This window comes from Tomitella cavernea, from assembly GCF_016599145.1.
In the GTDB taxonomy this organism is placed as follows: Bacteria; Actinomycetota; Actinomycetes; order Mycobacteriales; family Mycobacteriaceae; genus Tomitella; species Tomitella cavernae.
Window position 1 is genome coordinate 120714 of record NZ_JAENKO010000002.1, and the last position, 22350, is coordinate 143063.

The following is a 22350-nucleotide window of genomic DNA, read 5'->3' on the forward strand; positions in this document are numbered from 1 at the left end:
CCCACCTGGAAGATCGGGTGGTGCGCAGTGCTGCGCGCAGGGTTGAGCGCCTCGACCAAGCTCTCGAACGGGATGTCGGCGTGCGCGAACGCCGCGAGGTCACGCTCGCGTACGAGCCCGAGCACGTCCGCGAACGACGCGGCCGGATCCACTTGCACACGCAGCGCCAGGGTGTTGACGAACATGCCGATGATGTCGTCAAGCTCGGGTTCGCCTCGGCCTGCGATCGGCGTGCCGACGACGATGTCCCCGCCGTCGGCCAGGCGGCTGAGCAGCACGGCGAAGGCGGCATGCGCCACCATGAACGGCGTCGCACCGTGCTGCTTCGCCAGCGCTTCGATGCGCTCGTGCATCCGCCGGTCCACTGGGAAATCCACCCGGTCGCCGCGCAACGTCTGAACCGCCGGACGCGTATGGTCCGTGGGCAGTTCGAGCACGTCCGGCGCGCCGCTGAGCGCGTGGCGCCAGAAGGCGATCTGCGCCGCGGCGAGACTGTTTGCGTCGTCTTCGTCGCCGAGCAGGTCCCGTTGCCACAGTGCGAAGTCCGCGTATTGGACCGCCAGCGCGGTGAACTCCGGCGACGTGCCCGCGTGCCGTGCGACATAGGCGGACACGAGGTCGCGGACGAACGGCGCCGTCGATTCGCCGTCGGTCGAGACGTGGTGGATCACGGCGGCCAGCACGTGGTCGTCTTCGCCGAGCTCGAAGAGGCGCAGGCGCACCGGCACCGCCGCCGTCACGTCGAACCCCGCGGAGACCAGCTCCAGGAGGAGGCGGGGCAACTGGTCTTCATCCACGGCTCGCGCAGTGAGATCGAATGAGACATCTCCGGCCGGCAGCACCAACTGGTGGGGTCCGTCCTCGGCGTCCGGATACACCGTCCGCAGCGTCTCGTGGCGTTCCGCCAGGTCGTCGACCGCCGCTGCGAGGGCCGCCATGTTCAGCCGCCCCTGCAACCGAACGGCCAGCGGAATATTGTAGGCGGCCGAGTCCGGGTCGAACCTGTTGAGGAACCACATCCGCTTCTGCGCCAGCGACAGCGGCAGGCGATCCGGACGCGGCCCGGCCACCAGCGGGGGTCTGCCGGCCCCGGAGCCGATGTTCGGCTCGAGACGCTCGGCGAGCAGCGCCACCGTCGGCGCCTCGAACAGTTCGCGCACGCCGACCTGCGTGTCCGTGGCAGCGCGGATGCGCGAGACGGCGCGGGTGGCGATCAGCGAGTTTCCGCCCAGATCGAAGAAGCTGTCGTCGATGCCCACCTCGTCGAGCCCCAGGATCTCGCCGAAGACGCCGGCGATCGTATGCTGCAGCGACGTTGAAGGCGCCCGATACACCGCGACGGACGATGCCGACAAGCGCGGCTCAGGCAACCGCTTGCGGTCGAGCTTACCGATGGGCGTCAGCGGAATCTCGTCGAGAACGATCACCGCCGACGGCACCATGTACGACGGCAGGGACCGGGCGACGACACCCGTGAGATCCGCGGGATCGGCGATGTGCCCGTTCGCCGCGTGCACGTAGGAGACCAGGGCGGTCTGCCCGGACGGGTCCTCGACGCCGACGGTCACCGCGAAGTCCACGGCATCGGAGGCGGCCAGCACCGAGTCGATCTCGCCGAGTTCGACCCTGTTCCCCCGCACCTTCACCTGATGGTCCGAACGCCCGAGATGCTCGAGGACGTGATCGTCGCCCCACCGGGACAGGTCGCCGGTGCGGTACATCAGCGATCCCGGAGCCCCATGGGGGTTCGCCACGAACCGTTCCGCGGTCAAGTCGCTGCGTCCGAGGTAGCCGCGCGCCAGGCCCGGGCCCGCGATGTACAGCTCGCCGGGCACGCCCCGCGGCACGGGCCGCAGTCGCTCGTCGAGCACCAGCGCGGTGACGCCGCGCATAGGCGCACCGATCGTGACCGGCGCGCCGGGCCGCATCGGTTCGGTGATGGTGACGAGGACCGACGTCTCCGTAGGGCCGTACCCGTTGTGGAAACGGTGTGCGCCGCCCCAGCGGGATACCAGTTCAGGAGGGCACGCATCGCCACCGACGGTGACCGAGCCGACGGTGTCGAGGCCCGCCGGGTCGACGGTCATCAAGGCCGTCGGGGTGAGTACGACGTTGGTGATCCGGTTCGCCGCGATGAAATCCGCGAGCTCGTCGCCGCCGAACACGTCCGGAGGCGAAACCACCAACGTGGCACCCGCGCTGAACGCCGCGAGCATCTCGCCGACTGAAGTGTCGAAGTTCGGCGCAGCGACCTGCAGCAGGCGCGCGCCCGGGTTCGCCTCGTAACGATGCCGAAGGTCCATCGCCAGATTCGCCAGGCCGCGGTGCGTCACCACGACACCCTTCGGCTTTCCCGTCGAGCCGGAGGTGTACAGCACGTAAGCCGGATGGTCGACGAGCAGCGTGCGAAGGCGGTCGGCATCGTCGATGGGGCCGCTCGGAGACTGCGCAAGCAGTTCAGCGGTGGCCGTGTCGTCGAGCACGATCCACTCGATCGAGTCTGGCAGTGCATCCCGGTATGCGCGCAGCGTCAGCCCGACGGCGGCACCGCTGTCCGCGACGATCTCCCCGTTGCGTTCCACGGGGTGCTTCGGATCGAGCGGAAGGTACGCACCGCCCGCTTTCTCGACCGCCCAGATCCCCACGACGGTGTGCGCCGAGCGCGGGATGGCGATCGGGACCACCGACTCCGGCCCCACCGCGCGGGAGATCAACACGTGTGCGAGCCGGCTCGAATCCTCGTCCAGCTCGCGGTATGTCATCCCGGTGCCGTCGGCCTCGACCGCAACGGCTTCGGCATCGACAGCGACGCCGTCCGCGTACAGATCCGGCAATGTGCGCGACGGCAAGGCGCTCGCACCCTGCTCCTCAACAAGCACAGCGCGCTCGCGGCCCGAAAGGATTTCGATGTCGCCGACAGTGACGTCGGGGTCGGCGACGACCGCCTCGAGGATCCGCAGCAGCCGGTCTGCGAATCCACGGACCGTGGCTTCGTCGAACAGATCGGTGGCGTAATCAAACGCGGCGTCGATTCCCGCGCCACGTCCCGCATCGTCGTAGCGCTCGCGCACGCTGAGCTGCAGATCGAATTTCGACACGGCGAACGGCGGCTCGACCGGAGCGATGTGCAGCCCGCCGAACTCGAAATCGACCGCCTCGTTGTTGTCGAACGACAGCGCCACTTGGAACAACGGCTGGTGCGCAGTGGAGCGCGGCACGTCGAGCACCTCGACGAGGCGTTCGAAAGGCACGTCCGCGTGCCCCATGGCCGCCAGATCGGTCTTGCGCACCTGCGCGAGCAGATCGCTGAACGAGGCGTCGGGGTGCACGGCGGCCCGCAGCACCAGCGTGTTGACGAACATTCCTACGAGCTCGTCGAGCTGTGCGTCATTGCGGCCGGCCACCGGGGTGCCGATGGCGACGTCCGGCTGGGCGCTGAGCCGTTCGAGCAGGACTGCAAGACCCGCGTGCATGACCATGAACATGGTCGTGCCGGTACGCCGCGCGACCTCCGCGAGCGCACCGTGCAGATCAGCGTCGAGCGCAAACGGCACGCCCGCCCCGCGGAACGATTGCACGGGCGGTCGCGGGCGGTCGGCCGGGAGCTCGATCGATTCCGGAAGCCCTCCTAGAGCAGCGTGCCAGTAGTCCAGCTGCCGCCTCACCAGAGATTCCGCGTCCGCTTCGTCGCCGAGCAGGTCCCGCTGCCACAGCGCGAAGTCCGCATACTGGACCGGCAGCGGTTCCCACGCCGGCACCTGCCCTGCGGACCGTGCCGCATACGCGGTCATCAGGTCCGAGAACAGCGGTGCGAGCGACGCCCCGTCCGCCGAGATGTGGTGCACCACCATCATCAGCACGTGATCGGTCGCGCCCAGCTCGAAGCACGCCACTCGCACCGGTACGGACCGAGTGACATCGAATCCCTCACCGGCCATGGCCGCCATGCGGGCCATCATGTCCTGTTCGCCGGCAGAAGCGACGACGGGCAGCTCCGCCGACGCTTCGGAGGCGTCGACGATCACCTGGCGGGGCTCGCCGTCCGAGTCCGGGTACACCGTCCGCAGCGTTTCGTGCCGCGCGACTACGTCGCGGTACGCCTGACCCAGGGCCTCGAGATCGACAGCTCCGCGCAGGCGTACCGCGAGCGGCATGTTGTAGGCCGCCGAGGCGGTGTCGAACTGGTTGATGAACCACATGCGCTGCTGCGCCAGCGACAGCGGGATGCGCTCCGGGCGCTGCCGGGCCGTGAGCGGCACCCGGTGCGCGTTCGTCCGTCCGTCGAGACGATGCGTTATCGCCGAGACGGTGGCCCCGTCGAAGAACTCCCTGACGCTGAGGTCCGCATCGAATACGGCATTTATCCGCGCCACCGCCCGCGTCGCGGAAAGCGAGTCCCCTCCCAGCTCGAAGAACGGCTCCGCGGCACTGACCTGATCAATTCCGAGCAGTTCCGCGAAAATCGCCGCGACGGACCGCTCCGCCTCCGTCTCGGGCGCCACATAGTCGCGCGTGAACATCGCGGGATCCGGGTCCGGCAGCGCCTTGCGATCGAGCTTGCCGTTCGCGTTCAACGGCATCGCCTCGAGCTGCATGATCGTGTCCGGCACCATGTATTCCGGCAGCGTGGCGGCGCACGCGGACATCAGCGATTCGACGTCCACGGGCGCATCGGCGACGACGTATCCGACGAGGCGCTGCCCCGACACGCCCTGATGAACCGTCACCGCAGCCTGGCTCAGCTCGTCGCGGGACAACAGCGCTGATTCGATCTCTCCGAGCTCGATCCGCAGGCCGCGGATCTTGACCTGGAAATCGGTACGCCCGAGAAACTCCAATTCGCCGTGGTTGTTCCACCGCACGAGGTCGCCCGTGCGGTACATGCGTTCGCCCGGAGCACCGAAGGGGTCCGCGACGAATCGCTCGGCGGACAGATCCGCCCGGCCCTGATACCCCCGGGCAAGCTGGATCCCTGAAAGATACAGCTCCCCTGCGACTCCCTGCGGTACCGCCCGCAGCCGGGAATCGAGCACGTAGCCCTGCGAGTTGAGCAAGGGCACGCCGATCGGCACGGACGCACCGAACGGATAGTCCAAAAGCGAATACGTCGCCGTGACGGTGAATTCCGTCGGACCATAGGTGTTGACCAGTTCGGCGTCACTCGTCTCACGGAACCGGTCGATCAGTTCGGGGGAGAGCGCCTCTCCGCCGGCCACGACGAAACGGACAGAATCCAGGACGTCGCCGAACTCTCCCGAAATGAACACGTCAAGCATCGAGGGGACGAACTCCACGACGCTGACCCGCTGCGTCTTGATCAAATCTGACAGATAATCCGGCTCACGGTGCCCGCCGTGCCGTGCGATGACCACTCGCGCGCCGACGAGGAGCGGCGCCAGGCACTCCCACATGGCCACGTCGAAGGTGTACGGGGCCTTCTGCACGATGCGGTCCTCTTCGGTCAACCGATATTGGTCAACCGTCCATTGCATCTGGTTGTCCAGGCCCGCGTAGGTGCACACGACCCCCTTGGGTCTGCCGGTGGAGCCGGAAGTGAAGATCACGTACGCGGCATTGTCGCCGCGCAGGACACTCAATCGATCGGCATCGGTGATCGGCCCGTCGCCCACCCCCGCCGCATCGAAGTCGTCGACCTTCACCACCTGCGCATCGTCCGGCAACGCGATCCGGTCTGCACGACGGGTCAGTACAACGACGGGACGAGCGGCCTCGATGACATAGGCGGTCCGCTCCGCGGGGTGCTCCGGGTCCAGCGGCACATACGTACCACCGGCCTTGAGCACCGCATGAATCGCGACCATCGCCTCGAGGCTGCGCTGCATCCCGATCGCAACGGGGCGGTCCGGCCCCACACCCATCGAAATGAGGTGGCGCGCCATGACGTTCGACCTGCTGTCGAACTCGCGGTAGGTCAGTTCCGTTCCCTCGAAATGCAGGGCGACCGCCTCCGGCGCCCGCCCGACCTGAGCGACAAAACGGTCCATCGCACGCGGAACCTCCGCGACGCCCGCGCCGGCGGTGGCGTCGGCAACGAGGCCTGCGAGCAGACTAGCGAAGTTGGCCGCGAAATCCGCACTGTCCTCGCCATCGAGGACCCCCGGCAGAAGCGTGGTCAGCGCGACGGTCACTGCCGCCTCGGCACCGACCCCCATGCCCGCGAGCGACGTCGCCAGTTCCGCTGATTTGTCGTGCAACTGCTTGTAGGTGACATCGATGCCGTTGTGCGAGACTGCGACATCGCCCGGACGCAACGCCGCGGCCGTGTCCAGCAACTCCGGCAACGGCTTCGCCTTCAAGTCGTCCGACACCGCTTGCGACGACAGGGAGCCGGGCGGTGCAGCCGATACGGCACCCGGCTTCTCCTGCGCCGTGAGGATGTCGATCTCCTCGACTGCGGTGGCCGGTTCGGCGGTGCCGGCGCGGAGCACGGAAACGAGCCGCTCCGCGAAGCGTTTCGCCGTGCTGCGATCGAAGATGTCGGTCGCGAACTCGAGGTAACCGTCCCAGCCGCGTGCCGAACCGTCCGCATCGAATCGCTCGACCAGAGTCACACCGAGATCCGACTGCACCTCGCCGAAGTTCGCATCGAGGGCTTCGACCGCCAGCCCGGCCATTCGCACGGACGGCTGCTGGAGGTTCTGGAAGCTCAGCATCACCTGCGCGAACGGAGTGTACGAATCCGACCGCGCCGCGCCGAGCGCGTTCAATACACGTTCGAAGGGAATATCGGCGTTGTCGAACGCGTCCAGGTCCAGTCTTTTGACCGCGTCGACGAGATCTGCGAACGACGTCGTCGGATCAACGTCCGCCCGCAGAACGAGGGTGTTGACGAACATGCCGACCAGATCGTCGAGAGAGGCGCTGCCCCGCCCGGCAACCGGCGTGCTGATCGGAATCCGCGCCGCACCGCTCAACCGCGACAGCAGGGCACCCAGCGCAGCGTGGACGATCATGAACGGTGTGGCGCCGTGCTCGCGCGCGAGCTCGCGGATGCGGCCGACCACTTCCGCATCGACCCGGAACTCGACGATTTCGCCGACTCCCGACCGCGATGCCGGGCGCGGCCGGTCGACAGGAAGCTCGAGGACTTCCGGCAATCCCGTGAGCCGGTCCCGCCAGAATTGCAACTGCGCGGACGCGACGGAGCGCGGATCGTCTTCCGAACCGAGAAGCCCGCGCTGCCACAGCGCGAAGTCCGCGTACTGGATCTCCAGCGGATCCCAATGCGGAGCCTCCCCGCCCGTTCGCGCGTCGTACGCGATCATGAGATCGCGGGACAACGGGGCCATCGAGGAACCGTCGGCGCAGATGTGGTGCGCGACGACGACCAGCACGTGCTCGTCGCCCGCAGTCTTGTACAGCCGGGCGCGCACTGGTAGCTGCCTTGTCACATCGAATCCCGCCGAGGCCAGTTCGACAGCGCGCGACCGTGCTTCAGCGTCGTCGCGGACATCCTCGAGCGGCAATGCCGAATCCGCGGCCTCCGCGACATCCAGAACCTTCTGGCTCGGTCCGTCGACGGAATCCGGGTATACGGTGCGCAATGACTCGTGCCGGCCGATCACGTCGCGCAGAGCGGCGCGCAGCGCTTCGACGTTCAAAGATCCGGACAGTTTCAGCGCCAGCGGGATGTTGTACGCCGCGGAATCCGGGTCGAGACGATTGAGGAACCAGATCCGCTGCTGCGCCAACGACAGCGGGATGCGCTCCGGCCGCTGCTGCGGCACCAGCGGGGGCCGCTCGGCCGACCGACCACGCAGCTCTTCCAGTCTGCGGGCCAGCTCGGCCGCGGTCGGTGCCTCGAAGAGCACCCGGACCGGGGCGTCGGCGCCGATAGCCTCGTTGATCCGCGCCATCGCCTTCGTCGCCACCAGCGAGTTCCCGCCCAGGTCGAAGAAGGACTCGTCCACACCGATCGCGTCCGCACCCAGCACCTCGGCCAGGCGCTCCGCGACGAGCCGCTCCAGTTCCGTGCGCGGCATCCGCTTGTCCTCGGCGCTCGCGAAGAACTCCGGCCGCGGCAGCGCGCGGCGGTCCAGCTTGCCCACGGGCGTGAGCGGCACTTCGTCGAGCACGGTGATCAGCGATGGAACCATGTAGCCGGGCAGGAACCCGCGCACGTGCTCGCGCAGTGCCGCGGTGTCGATCGAGCGCCCCGCCACCGGCAGGACGTAACCGACGATCACCTCGTCCCCGGAGGGGCCGGCCACCGTCGCCGCGCTCGCGAATTCCACGTCCGCATGCCCGGCCAGCGCGGCCTCGATCTCGCCGAGCTCGATGCGGAAGCCGTGCACCTTGACCTGGAAGTCGCTGCGGCCCACGTACTCGACGGCGTGGTCCGCGGTCCAGCGCACCACGTCACCGGTGCGGTACATCCGCTCGCCCGGCTCACCGTAAGGATCGGCGACGAAGCGCGCCGCCGTCAGCCCGCGGCGGTCGTGATATCCGCGGGCCAAGCCCGGGCCGGACAGGTACAGCTCGCCGGCGACACCTGCCGGCACCGGCTGCAGCCGATCGTCCAGCACCAACTCGCGCACGCCGCGCACCGGCCCGCCGATGGTCACGCGGTCCCCTGGCCGCACCGGGTCCGAGATATTCGTCATGATCGTGGCCTCGGTAGGCCCGTACCCGTTGTGCAGGTGGCGGCCCGGCCCCCACCGGTCGGCCAGCTCGGCCCCCCAGTGCTCGCCGCCCACGACCACCACCGCGAACTCGTCGAGCCCGGACGGGTCCACCGATGCGAGCGCCGCAGGCGTGATGAACGCATGCGTCACGCGCCGGTCGCGGAGGAATTCGCCCAGGTCCGTCCCGCCGTACACGTCGGTCGGGGCGATGACCATCGTCGCCCCCGCCCCGGTCGCCAACAGCAATTCGAGCACCGAGGCATCGAAGCTCGGCGACGCGAAGTGCAGTGTGCGCGAATCCGTCGTGACCTCGTAACGCTCGCGCTGCTCGAGCGCGAAGTTCGCCAACCCGCCGTGCGTGACGACGACGCCCTTCGGCCGCCCCGTGGTGCCGGAGGTATAGATCACGTATGCCGCATTCTCCGGCGCTACCACCCCCCTGCGCTCCGCATCGGTCACTGCGGCGGCCAACTGCCGCGCGCACCGCTCGGCGCACGCTTCCGAATCCAGTTCGATCCAATCGACGCCCTGCGGGAAGTGGTCCGCATCTGCGGACACCGTCAGACCCACCCGCACGCCGGAATCGGCGACCATGTGCGCGATGCGCTCCGCCGGATACGTGGGGTCGATCGGCACGTACGCGCCGCCCGCCTTCGCGACGGCCCAGATGCCCAGGATCGACTCGACCGAGCGCGTGATGCCCAGCGCCACGAAGGTCTCGGCGCCCACGCCGCGATCGATCAGTACCCGCGCGAGTCGGTTGGACCGCTCATCGAGTTCCCGGTAGGTGACCCGGCTGTCGCCGGATTCCACCGCGATACCGTCCGGGTTCGCTTCGACTGCGCGCGCCAGCAGGGCAGCGAGGGTCCGCGCTTCCACGCCGGAGACCCCGCGCACGGGCACCAGGGTGGTGCGCTCGGCAGCGCTGAGCACGTCGATCCGCCCGATGCGCGCGGAATCGTCCGCCACGACCGCCTCGAGCACCCGCAGGTAGCGCTGGATCAGCGATTCGACTGTGCCGGCATCGAAGATGTCGGTCGCGTACCCGGTATGGATGCCGATACCGCCGGGGGTGCCGTCCGCATTCCAGCGCTCGGAGAGGTCGAAGGTGAGGTCGAACTTCGCGACCTCCACGTCCACGGCGCCCGGCGTGACCTCCAGCCCCTCGAACTCCAGGGTGGGCACTGCATCCGCCTGGTGGGTCATCATCACCTGGAACAGCGGGGTGTGCGCCGTGGAACGCGGCGGGTCGAGGGCCTCGACGAGCCGCTCGAACGGCACGTCCGCATTGCCGAACGCGCCCAGGTCGGCCTCGCGCACGCGGCCCAGGAACCGGGCGAAGTCCAGCTCCGGATCCACATGCGTGCGCAGCACCAGGGTGTTGACGAACATGCCGACGATGTCCTCGAGCGCCGGCTCGCCGCGCCCGGCCACGGCCGCCCCGACGGCGACGTCCTGCGTGCCGCTCACGCGGGAGAGCATGACCGCGAGCGCGCCGTGCAGCGCCATGAACAGCGAAGCGCCGTTGCGGTGGGCCAGATCCGCCAGCGCGCGATGCATCTGGGGGTCGATAACCGCCATCACCGCACCACCGCGCATATCACGCGTCGTCGGCCGCGGCCTGTCCGTCGGCAGCGCGATCGACTCCGGAATCCCGCCCAGGGTCTGCGACCAATAGGCGATCTGCCGTGCACCCCGGGCGTCCGGGTCGTCGTGCGCGCCCAGAAGCTCGCGCTGCCAGATCGCGTAGTCGACGTATTGCACCGCCAGCGGCAGCCGGTTCGGGGCCTCGCCGCGCACGCGGGCCGCGTAGGCGGCCATCATGTCGCCGGCCAGCGGCGCCGACGATGCACCGTCGGAGGCGATGTGATGCAGAACCAGGGCGAGCACGTGCTCGGTGGGGGACGTCCGGAACAGCCGGACACGCAGCGGCGCATCCGCGGTGAGGTCGAATCCGCGCGCGGCGATGGCGAGCAGCTCGTCCGAGAGCCCCGCTTCGTCGACGTCCACCGGGGTGAGGTCGATCTTCACCTGCGCGGCGGGGAGGATCACCTGCTCGGCCTCGCCGTCCGCGCCGGGAAACACCGTGCGCAGGGTCTCCTGGCGCTCGACCACGTCCCGCAATGCCGCTGCCAACGCGTCGGTGTCCAGCGATCCGGAGAACCGCACGGTCAGCGGGATGTTGTAGGCGGGCGACTGCGGATCGAACCGGTTGAGCAGCCACATGCGCTGCTGCGCCATCGACAACGGCAGGTGCTCGGGGCGTTCGGCGGCGACGAGCGCCGGACGGGCGGCGCCCTCCCCTTCGGCGTGTTCCGCGAAGTCCGCGAGCAGCGCGACCGTGGGCGCGTCGAAGAGGTCCCGCATACCGATTTCGACGCCGAACGCCTCGCCCACGCGTGCGGTCACACGGGTGGCGCTCAGCGAGTTCCCGCCCAGGTCGAAGAAGGACTCCTCGACGCTGACGCGGTCCAGTCCGAGTACGTCGGCCACGATGCCGGCGACCACTTCCTCGGCCACGCCGCGCGGGGCGACGTACCGGCTCTCGCCGGCATCCATCACCGGCGCCGGCAGGGCCTTGCGGTCGATCTTGCCGCTGGGGTTCAGCGGCATGGCGTCGAGCACCACGACGGCCTCCGGCACCATGTACCCCGGCAACTGCCCGCCGAGCTGCGAGATCAGGTCCGATTCCGCCACCGACGCACCGTCGCGGGCCGTCACGTAGCCGACCAGATGCTGGCCGCGATCGTCCTCATGCACCACGACGACCGATTGCATGACCCCTGCTGCGGCGGTCAGCGCCGTCTCGATCTCCCCGAGCTCGATGCGCAAGCCGCGGATCTTGACCTGGAAGTCGCTGCGGCCGATGAACATCAGCTCGCCGTCGGGGCGGCGCCGCACCAAGTCGCCCGTGCGGTACATACGCGTTCCCGGCTCGCCGAACGGGTTCGCGACGAATCGGGACGCCGTCATCGCGAACATCCCGCGGTAGCCGCGACCCAGGACGATGCCGCTGATGTACAGCTCGCCCGTCACCCCCGCCGGCACCGGTCGCAGCCGACTATCGAGCACGTGGTACCCCGCACCGGCGAAGGCATCCCCGATCGGGATATCGCCGTCCTCCGCATCCAGGGAGGAGAGGTCCACCTCGAAGCAGGAGGTCGTGTCCGACGTCTCCGTGGGGCCGTACGTGTTCAGCATCCGCGTGCGCGTGCCGATCAACGGCCTGCGGGCCGCCTCGCGGATGGGCTCACCGCCCAGGACGATCCACTCGAGGTTGGCGATCGCTGATGCGGTGTCGAGATCCACCAGCACCTCGAAGGCGCTCGGGGCCATGTTCGCGACCGCGATGTCCCCGGTGGCCAGTTGCCGCAGAATCGACTGCGGATCGAACCCGTCGGCGGCGAGGTGGAGAACGCCGCCGAAGCCGAGCGAGAGCCAGATGTTCTTCTGCGTCTGATCGAACAGCGGCGAATTGGCGACGAGCACGCCGGTGCCGGCACGGAAGTCCAATGCGCTGCGGTACCACTGGAAGTCGTTGGCCACACCGCGCATCGGCACCATCGTCGGCTTCGGTTTGCCCGTCGATCCGGAGGTGGTGATCACGTACGCGAGCCGGTCCCCCGCCGCGGCGTCCGCCCAGGCGTCCGGGAGGTCCGTGTCATCGCGGTCTGCCAGACGTACGGCCGTGGCGGGATCATCCAGAGCGATCGTCGTGAACGGCAGATCGGACCCCGGCCGCCAACCGGACGTGGTCACCACCGCCGACGCATCGAGCACGCCGACGAGATCGATGATGCGCTCGAGCGGCCACGCCGGATCCAGCGGACAGTACGCCGCACCCGCCTTCCACGCCGCGAGCATGCCGACCACCCATTCCGCCGAACGTGGCACGATCAGCGGAACCACGTCGTCGGGACCGACGCCGCACGACTGCAACTCCCGGGCGAGAGCGTTGGCGCGGGAGTTAAGTTCCGCGCGGGTGAGCCGCTGTTCGCCGGAGACGACCACAAGCGCATCCGGATCCTGCGCGGCCAGTTCCTGCCAGCGCCCCGCAGCGCTGGTCAACGGCCAGCCGTCCGGATCCGGTTCGTCGCCGGGCGCCGTGTGCACCGCTGGCTCGTCAGGCACGATCTCGATATCGCCGACCAGGGCGTGCGCGTCCGCGATGACCTGGTCGAGAACGGCTCCGAAGCCTTCGGGCGCGGTCATTATCGTCGGCACCAGCCCGGACAGGACGACGGAGACGATCGCCTGGTCATCCATCCCGCGCTCGGCCATCGTCCCGGCGAGCAGCTTCATACGCTCGTCGAACTCGCGGTAGGTCACCCGCATGCCGTCTTGCTCCACGGCGATCGCCTCGGGATCGACGCGCACAGCCGCCGCCAACAGTTGCGGCAATTCACGGACCGTCATCACACGCTGTGATTCGGCAGGAGCCAACTGGGCTTTCTCCTTGTCGGTGAGTATGTCTATATCGCCAATCGCCACGGCCGCGTCCGACGCGAACGCTTCGAGGACGAGGACATACCGCTGCACGATCAATTCCACGGTCGACCGGTCGAACAGATCGGTCGCGTACGTGCAGCGCGCGTCGATGCCGCCGCCCGCGCCGTCTTCACCGACCTGTTCGGAAAGCGTGAACGTCAGATCGTATTTGGCGGACTCCGCCATGTCCGCAAGCACGTTCACCCTGAGCCCGGGCAACTCCAGAGTCGCCTGCGCGTTGTTCTGGAAGGCGAGCATGACCTGAAACAGCGGCGCGTACGCATTGGAGCGCACGACCCCCTGGGACTGCACGACAGTCTCGAACGGCACGTCGGCGTTGTCGAATGCCGCAAGATCCGCTGCCCGTGCAGAAGCGATCAACTCCGAAATCGGAGCCGCCGGATCCACTTCGGTGCGGAGGACCAGCGTATTGATGAGCATGCCCACCAAATCGTCCAGTGATCGGTCCCCCCGGCCGAACATCGGAGTACCGACCGCGATGTCGTCGCTGGTGGAAAGCCGCGCAAGCAGTGCGGCGAGCGCGGCGTGCGCGAACATGAACAACGTCGCATTATGCGAGGCGGCGACGTCGTTCAGCCCCCGGGTGAGTTCCGCATCGATCGTGAAATCGATGTGGTCGCCGTTCATCGACTGCCGCGCCGGGCGCGCACGGTCTGTCGGCAATTCGAGACGTTCGGGCAGCCCCGCGAGTTCGCGCCCCCAGAACGCCAATTGGCGCGCGGCAAGGGAATCGTCGTCCGCCGGATCGCCGACGACCTCATGCTGCCACAATGCGAAGTCGGCGTACTGAACCTCCAGCGGCTCCCACTGGGGCGCGCGGCCGGAGCAGCGCGCCGTATACGCCACCATGACGTCCCGCGCGAGCGGCATCAAGGAAGCTCCGTCCGCCGCGATGTGGTGCACCACGAGGATCAAGTAGTGGTCGTCTGGCCTCATCTCGAACAGACGAATGCGCACCGGCACTTCTTCGGCGACGTCGAAGCCCAGTGCAGCGAAGTCGTTCAGCGTCTTGTGCAGATCAGCGTCGGTGACCGGCTGCCGAACCAGGTCCGTGGCGACGTCGTCCGCCGGAATGATCCGCTGGTACGGCCCTTCGTCCGAATCCGGGTAGAAGGTACGCAGCGACTCGTGCCGCCCGAGGACGTCCCGCACCGCGGCCGACATCGCCTCCGCGTCGAGTTCCCCGGTCAGGCGCACCGCCATCGGGACGTTGTAGGCGCTCGACGAGCGATCGTAGCGGTTCATCAGCCACATGCTGCGCTGTGCCAGCGACAGCGGAATCCGCTCAGGCCGCGTCCGCGCAGCCAGGGCGGGGCGCGCGCCGCCGGCCGTTCGAGCCGAGTCGAGCCGCGCAGCCAGGTCCGCCGCACAGGGCGCCTCGAACAGATCGCGAACTCCCAGCCGCGCTTGTTCGTCCGCATTGATCCGCGCGATCACCTTGGTGGCGATCAATGAATCGCCGCCGAGCTCGAAGAATGAATCCGTGACGCTGACGGACTCCACACCGAGCACTTCGGCGAAGACTCCGGCGACCAGGGCCTCTGCCGGATCACGGGGTGCGACGAACTCGCCGATCGCCCCGCTGATATCGGCTTTCGGCAGTGCAGCGCGGTCCAGTTTTCCGACGGCCGTCAGCGGAATCTCGCCGAGGATGACGACCGCGGACGGCACCATGTAGGACGCCAACGATTCGCCGACGAATCGGGTCAACTCGGCCGTGTCCAGCTCGGCCCCGTCGCTCGGAAGCACGTAGGACACGAGCGCTTTCGCGCCCGACGGCAATTCCTGGCCGTGGGTCGTCGCGAACTCCACGTCCGGATGCCGGGTCAAAGCCGCGTCTATCTCACCGAGCTCGATCCGGAAGCCGCGGACTTTGACTTGGAAGTCGCTGCGACCGACGTATTCGATCGTCAGAACGCCGGCATCATCCTCGATCCACCGCACGACATCGCCCGTGCGGTACATGCGCGTGCCGTCGCCGCCGAAGGGATTGGCGACGAACCGTGCAGCGGTCAATGCACCACGCCCATGGTATCCGCGCGCCACATTCGGCCCGCAGATATAGAGCTCGCCGCGGACCCCGACCGGGACCGGGCGCAACCGATCGTCCAGGACCAGCGCCTCCACCCCGCGGACCGGTCCGCCGATGGTCACACCGTCGTCCGGGTGCAGACGATCGCTGATGTTGGTCATGATCGTCGTCTCGGTCGGGCCGTAGCCGTTGAACAACCGCCGCCCCGGAGCCCAGCGCTGCACCAAGTCCGACGGAACCGCTTCGCCTCCCGCCACGACGTACTGGAAATCGTCGAGACCCGACGGATCCACCGACGCAAGCGCCGACGGAGTGATGAAACCGTGGGATACGGCTTCCTCCCGCAGGAAGCGCGCGAGCTCGGGGCCGCCATAGAGGTCGTTCGGAGCGATGACCAGGGTTGAACCCGAACCGAAAGCGAGCAGGAGCTCCAGTACGGACGCGTCGAAGCTCGGCGACGCGAAATGCATCGGCCTCGAGCTGGTCGACAGCTCATACCGTTCGCATTGTTCGGCCGCGAAGTTCGCCAGCCCGCCGTGCGTGACCACCACACCCTTGGGCAGCCCGGTGGTGCCCGACGTGTAGATCATGTAGGCGGCGCCGTCCACCGACACCGGCGCGAGTCGCTCGGCGTCCGTGAGCGGCGCGTCCGAGTACCCTGCGGTGAGCGCCGCGACGGATTCGGCGTCGATGTCCGTCCATGCAAGCGCGTCTGGCAGGGCGGTGCGCTCCGAGGGAACGGTCAGCCCCAGCACCGCGCCGCTGTCGCCGACCATGTGCGCGATCCGGTCGGCAGGGTACGTCGGGTCGACGGGGACATACGCGCCGCCCGCCTTGGTGATCGCCCAGATGCCCAGGATCGATTCGATCGAGCGGCTGATCGCCAGCGCCGTGAACGATTCCGGGCCCACGCCGCGGGCGACGAGCACGCGCGCGAGGCGGTTCGACAGCCGATCGAGCTCGCGGTAGCTCATCCGCCGGTCGCCGGATTCCACGGCGACGCCGTCCGGGTTCGCCGCGGCCGCCCCTTCGAGGATCTGCGCCAGCGTGCGCGGCTCGAGCGCCGGACCGCCGCGCACCGAGGTCAAGCGCGCCAGCTCCTCCGGATCGAGGATCTCGATACCGTCCGCGGGCGCGGACGGGTCGAACGCCATGCCGTCGAGCACGCGCAGCAACCGCTCGACGAGCTGGCCCACCATCACCCGGTCGAACGACGCCGGCAGGTATTTGATCCGGAACCGCAGCTCCGGGTCCTTCAGCGCCATCAGCGCCAGCGGATAGTGCGTGGAATCGACCACGGACACGTCGTCGACGAACATCCCGGCGATGTCCGTCTGCGCGGTGAGCCCGCTGCGGTCGACGGGATACGACTCGAAGACCGTCAACGTGTCGAACAGTTCGCCCACCCCGGCCAGGCGCTGGATCTCCGCCAGGCCCACGTGGTGGTGATCGAGCAGCGCGGCCTGCGCGTCCTGGATCCTGCGCAGCAAGCCCTCGACCGCCTCGTCCGCCGCGAGCCGGACCCGCACAGGCACGGTGTTGATGAACAGGCCGATCATCGACTCCACGCCCGTAAGCTGCGGGGGGCGTCCGGATACCGTGGCGCCGAAGACCACATCGCGGCTGCCGGTCAGCCGCGACAGCACGATCCCCCACGCCGCCTGCACCACGGTGTTCAGCGTCACGCCCGCGTCCGCGGCGAGGCGTTCGAGCCCGTCGCGCAGGCCCGGGTCCACGTCGACGTCCAGATCCACCGGCTCGGCGGGCGCATCCGGGTTCGGGCTCCGCGGCGCGAGGAACGTCGGTTCACCGATGCCGGAGAGCTCCCGCGCCCAGGCCTCGCGTGATGCCTCGGCATCACGCCGCGACAGCCAGCTCAGGTAATCGCGGTACGGCCGCATCCGCGGCAGCACCGAGGCGTCCCCGTCGCCCGCGTACAACATCAGCAACTCGCGCACCAACAGCGGGGTGGACCAGCCGTCCAGCAGGATGTGGTGGCTGGTGATCGCCAGCCGGAACGTATCGGGAGCGAGCCGCACCAGGCTGAACCGCATCAACGGCGGTGCCGCCATGTCGAACTTCCGCGTGCGGTCGTCCGTCTGCATCCGATCGAGCTCCGTGTCACGCTCCTGCGGCGGCAGATCGGTCAGGTCCACGACGCGCCACGGCGCATCGAGCCCGTTGAGCACGATCTGCGCCGGCGCACCGGACTCGTCCTGCACGAAGGCGGCCCGCAGGTTCCCGTGCCTGTCGATCAGACGCTGCGCGGCGGCGTGCATGCGCTCGGCGTCAACGCTGCCGTGCAGGTCCAGCACGATCTGCGCCGTGTAGACGTCGAGGCTCCGCTCCGCGAACAGCGCGTGGAAGAACAACCCCTCCTGCAGCGGCGAGAGAGACCAGACGTCGGACATCCCGGCATGGTCGCGGGCCCAGGCATCGAGCTGGCTTTGGTCGGCGCACACCAGCGGCACGTCCGACGGCGTCAGCCCGGCGCCGCCGTCCGCGACATGCGCGACGAGCGCCCGCAGCGCGGACGTCCACAAGTCGGCCAGGTGCTGCACGCGGTGCTCGTCGAGTACGCGCGAAGCGAAGGAGAAGGCGGCCGCCAGCCGCTCGCCGTCCGCGCCCGGAGCCGAGATCGCATTGATCTCCAGCGGAGAGTTCAGCGCCATCGCGCGGCCCATGGTGGCCTTCAGATCCCCGGCATTGCCCGCGGGCATCCAGCCGAACTCGCGCAACGCCTCGGGAATGTCGCCCGCCGAGACCCGCCCGAGATAGTTGAACGTGAACTCCGGGGCAGGCAGCTCCCGCAACACGGCCGCGGATTCCGGGTCCAGGTGGCGCAGCAGGCCGAACCCGATCCCCCGGCCGGGTATCGCCCGCAGCTGCTCCTTGACGGCCTTGAGCGCCTCTCCGGCCGCCGCACCGCCCGCCAACGCGTCATCGACATCGATCCCGCCGATGTCGAGGCGCACCGGGAACTCGGAGGTGAACCAGCCGACCGTGCGTGAGACATCGGCGCCCGGAAGGAGATCCTCCTCCCTGCCGTGCCCCTCAAGGCTCACCAGCGTGGAGCCATGCGCCGCGCCGTATTCTGCGCGCCACCGTGCGACCGCGAGAGCCAAGCCGGTGAGCAGCACGTCGTTGACGTCCGCCCCGTACGCCGTCGGCACCGTCATGAGCAGATCGCGGGTTTCGGCGGCGGACAACTCCACGGACGCGCGGCGCACCGTCGCCCCGGTGTCGAGGGCGGAATCGAACGGGGCGGTCCCGATCATCGGATCCGGCTCGTCGAGCATCGAGCGCCACTCGTCCAACTCGCCGCGTCGCGATGCCGCCTTCTCCTGAAGGCCGTAAGCCCACCGGCGCGCGGAGGTGACCGCGGGGGCCAGATCCGGCGCCGCACCCGCCGCGCATGCCGCCCATGCGGCGGCGAAATCCGGGAGCAAGATCCGCCACGACACCCCGTCGACGGCGAGGTGATGGACGACGATCAGCAGCCGCTCGGCAGCGGCGCCATCGGCATCGTCAGCCGGTGCGTCGTTGTCACCATCGCCGCCGGACCGGGCCGCATCGCCGCCCTCGGGAGTGAACCACACCAGCTCGATCATGCGGCCGGCATGCGGATCGAGACGGTCCGCCGCGGCCTCAAGCGCCGCATGCTCGACCTCGGCGAAACGCTCGGGATCCCCCATCACGTCGGATCCGACCCGGCAACGCTCGACCATCGGGGTCGCATCGACCACTCCGGCGGGCTGGAACACCAGCCGGTCCCGATCCAAACGGGCCCGCAGCGCATCGTGGTGGTCCACCACATGCTGCAGCGTGGCCACCAGGCGTCCGATTTCCGCCCCCGCCGGCGCCGTCACCGCCATTGCCTGCGCATAGCGCCCGTAATCGCCGCGCTCCCGCATCGCATGCGCGATGGGGGTCAACGGCGCCGGACCCACGCCGCCGCCCGAGTACTCCTCGAGCACCTCGGCCCGCGCCCGGTCCGCAGGCTCCGCCACTTCGGCCAGCCCCGCAACTGTCCTACGCTCGAAGACGTCCCGGGCCTTGAAGACCAGCCCCCGCTCCTTCGCGCGGGTGATCAGCTGGATGGCCACGATGCTGTCCCCGCCGAGCGCGAAGAACGAATCGTCGACCCCCACTTCGTCGACCCCGAGGACCTCCGCGAACGCCCCGGCCAACGCCTGCTCGACCTCCGTCGTCGGGGCCCGGAACTCGGCGTCGCCCCCGGCGAACTCGGGGACCGGGAGGGATCTGCGGTCCAGCTTCCCGCTGGGACTGAGCGGCAGCTCCGCGAGCGGGACCACGATGTCCGGCACCATGTAGCCGGGCAGTGCAGCGCCGATTCCGGCCAGCACGTCCGCCGAGTCGATCTCGGCGTCGCCGGCGGGCACAGCGTAGGCGACGAGCCGACGCCCGAGCGGAGTGTCGACCACGGCGGCGGCAGCGGCGCGCACGCCATCCTGCTCGAGCATCACCGACTCGATCTCACCGAGCTCGATGCGCTGCCCCCGCAGTTTCACCTGATGGTCCGCGCGCCCCACATACTCGAGCTGCCTGTCCGTCCGCCAGAGAACCAGGTCCCCCGTGCGGTACATCCGGCCGCCCGGTGCACCGAAGGGGTCCGCGACGAACCGATCCGCAGTCAGATCGCTGCGCCCCGCATACCCGCGAGCCAATTGCGCGCCCGACAGGTACAGCTCGCCCACGGTCTCCACCGGGACGGGCCGCAGCCGGGAGTCGAGCACGTACGTGCGCGTATTCGCCACCGGGCCGCCGATCGGCACCGCGCGGGCGCCGTCCGTCTGCACCGGCGCCGCAGTGGCGTGCACCGCGGCCTCCGTCGGACCGTAGAGATTGTGCAACTCCGCACTGCTGAACCGGGCGAACTGATCGGCGGTCGGGCCGGACAGCACCTCGCCTGCCGCGAGAACCAACCGCAACGACGAGCTGTCCTCGGGGCGCGTGGCGTCGATGAATGCGGACAGCATCGACGGCACGAAGGACGTGGCCGTCACCCCGTGCTCCGCGATCGCCTCCGCGAGCCGCACCGGATCCCGGTGCGCCTCCGGCTCGGCGATGACCATCTGCGCACCGGCGGCCAACGGCGCGAACAGTTCCCACAGGGAGACGTCAAACGTGAACGGCGTCTTCTGCAGGACGACATCCTGCGGGCTCAGCGCGTACCGGGACGCGAGCCACTGAACCTGGTTGGCGATCGCCTTCCTGCCGACCTCGACGCCCTTCGGCCGGCCGGTCGAGCCGGACGTGTAGATCACGTAGGCGGCATTGTCGACCCGGACTGGCTGCTTGCGGTCGGCGTCGGTGACCGCCGATCCGTCGTAGGCGTCCAGGGAGAGCTTGTCGATCGCCAAGCCGCCGACACCGCTCGGCAGGTCCGGTGCATCGGCGCGTGTCGTCAGCACGCACTCGGGATGCGCCGACTCGAGCACATAGCGTTTCCGCTCGACCGGGTGCTCCGGGTCGAGCGGCACGAAGGCACCGCCGGCCTTGAGCACCGCGTACATCCCGGCGACCATCTCGACGGACCGGCGCGTCGCCAACGCGACCCGCGATTCCGGTCCCACGCCGAGGCCGATCAGGTAGCGGGCGAGCCGATTGGTCAGTGCGGCGAACTCCGCGTAGCTCCACTTCCGCCCGCCGAAGGCGATCGCCGTCGCGTCCGGGGTGGCGGCGGCCTGGGCATCGAACAACTCGATCAGCGTCGCGTGCTCGTACGACTCCGCCGTGTCGTTCCACTCATACAGCACGGTGTCGCGCTCCGCGCGGCCCACCGGCTCGAGATCCCCCAGCGCCGTCGATTCGTCGACGCCCATAAACTCGCCCAGGAAATGCAGGAAACGCTCGTGGTGCCGGCCGAGTTTCTCCTGCGCGTACAGCGCCGGGTTCGCCTCGAAGTCCACGTGGATCTGCGAGCCGGCCACCGACTGGTAGATGTTGATCGCCAGGTCCTCGACCGGGCCGGTCGAGAGCACGTTCAAGTGCCCCGTCGCGCCGCCGAACCGCACCTCGCTGTGGAACAGCATGATGTTCACGGCGGGGCCGAAGAAGCCGCGGTGCGTCGAATCGAAGCCCGCATCGCGGCGAATGTCCTCGTGGCGGTACCGCTGGTGGCGCAACGCCCCCATGAGCTCGGTCTGCACGCCCGCGACGAGGCCGCCGACGGTCTCCTCCGGCACCACGCGCACGCGCAGCGGCACCACGTTCGACACCATTCCGCCGGAGTTGCGCATGACCGCCGTGGTGCGGCTCGACACCGGCAGGCTGAGCACAACGTCGTCGCGGCCGGTGACGCGCGCCAGGTACACCGCCGCGCCGGCGATGAGCATCGGCGCGACCGACGAGCGCCCCACGTTGTTCTCGAGCGCCTCCTCCGCCGCCGGCGGCAGGGGGGTGCTTGCGACCATGCTGGGCACCTGCGCCTCCGCCTGCCTGCCCGCCAGGCTCAGCGGCTCCGGCAGGTCATGCGTGCGCTGGGCCCAGTATTCGCGGTCCGCCTCGAACCGCGAGGAGCCGCGGTACTCGAGCTCGGCGGCGTGGATGCGATCGAGCTCGCGCGCCTTGGACTTCGGCGGCTCGCTGCCCTCGACCAGCGCGCTGTACACCTCTGCGAGGCGGTTCATCATCGTCATCCCGCCGAAGCCGTCCAGCGCGATGTGGTGCACGCGGGTGTAGAGGAAATAGCGCTGCGCTTCGAGACGGAGCACCACCGCGACCGTCAACCGGTCCGCATAGATGTCCAGCGGCGCGGAATACTCGCGCCGCATCCACGCCAGCGCCGCCGCCTCCGGATCCGCCGCCGAGCGCAGGTCCACGTAGGACACCGAGTCCTCGATGGCGCGGTCGACGATCTGGTACGGGCGCCCGCCCGCCTCGATCAAGCGCAGGAACGCCGAGCCCAGCTCCCGGCCGACGCGGACATTCGCCTCATTGTATATGTCGAAGTCGAGCTCGCCCCGCACATCGATGTACTGCGCGATGTTGACCGGTACGTCCGGCGCGACCTCCTGCGCCGCCCAGATGCCCGACTGCGCGGGCGACAACGGGAACGCGCCCTCCGGAACCTCTCCGGCCGGACCCCCGTAGATCCCCTCGACCCCAGGCACCAACATCCGCTCCCTTCGCACCGCTCGG

General features: G+C 69.1%; 1 protein-coding gene (cut by a window edge). It reads right to left on the reverse strand.

Going from position 1 to position 22350, the window contains the following annotated elements; translation table 11 throughout:
- Positions 1 to 22328, reverse strand: partial view of a non-ribosomal peptide synthase/polyketide synthase gene (locus tag JJ683_RS01965; RefSeq protein WP_200170984.1) — the 5' portion only. The gene continues 11437 nt to the left of window position 1, outside the view; 22328 of the gene's 33765 nt are visible here — the first part of the coding sequence; its start codon is at positions 22326 to 22328; its stop codon lies beyond the left edge, outside the window.
- Between the last annotated feature and the right edge of the window lie 22 nt (positions 22329 to 22350).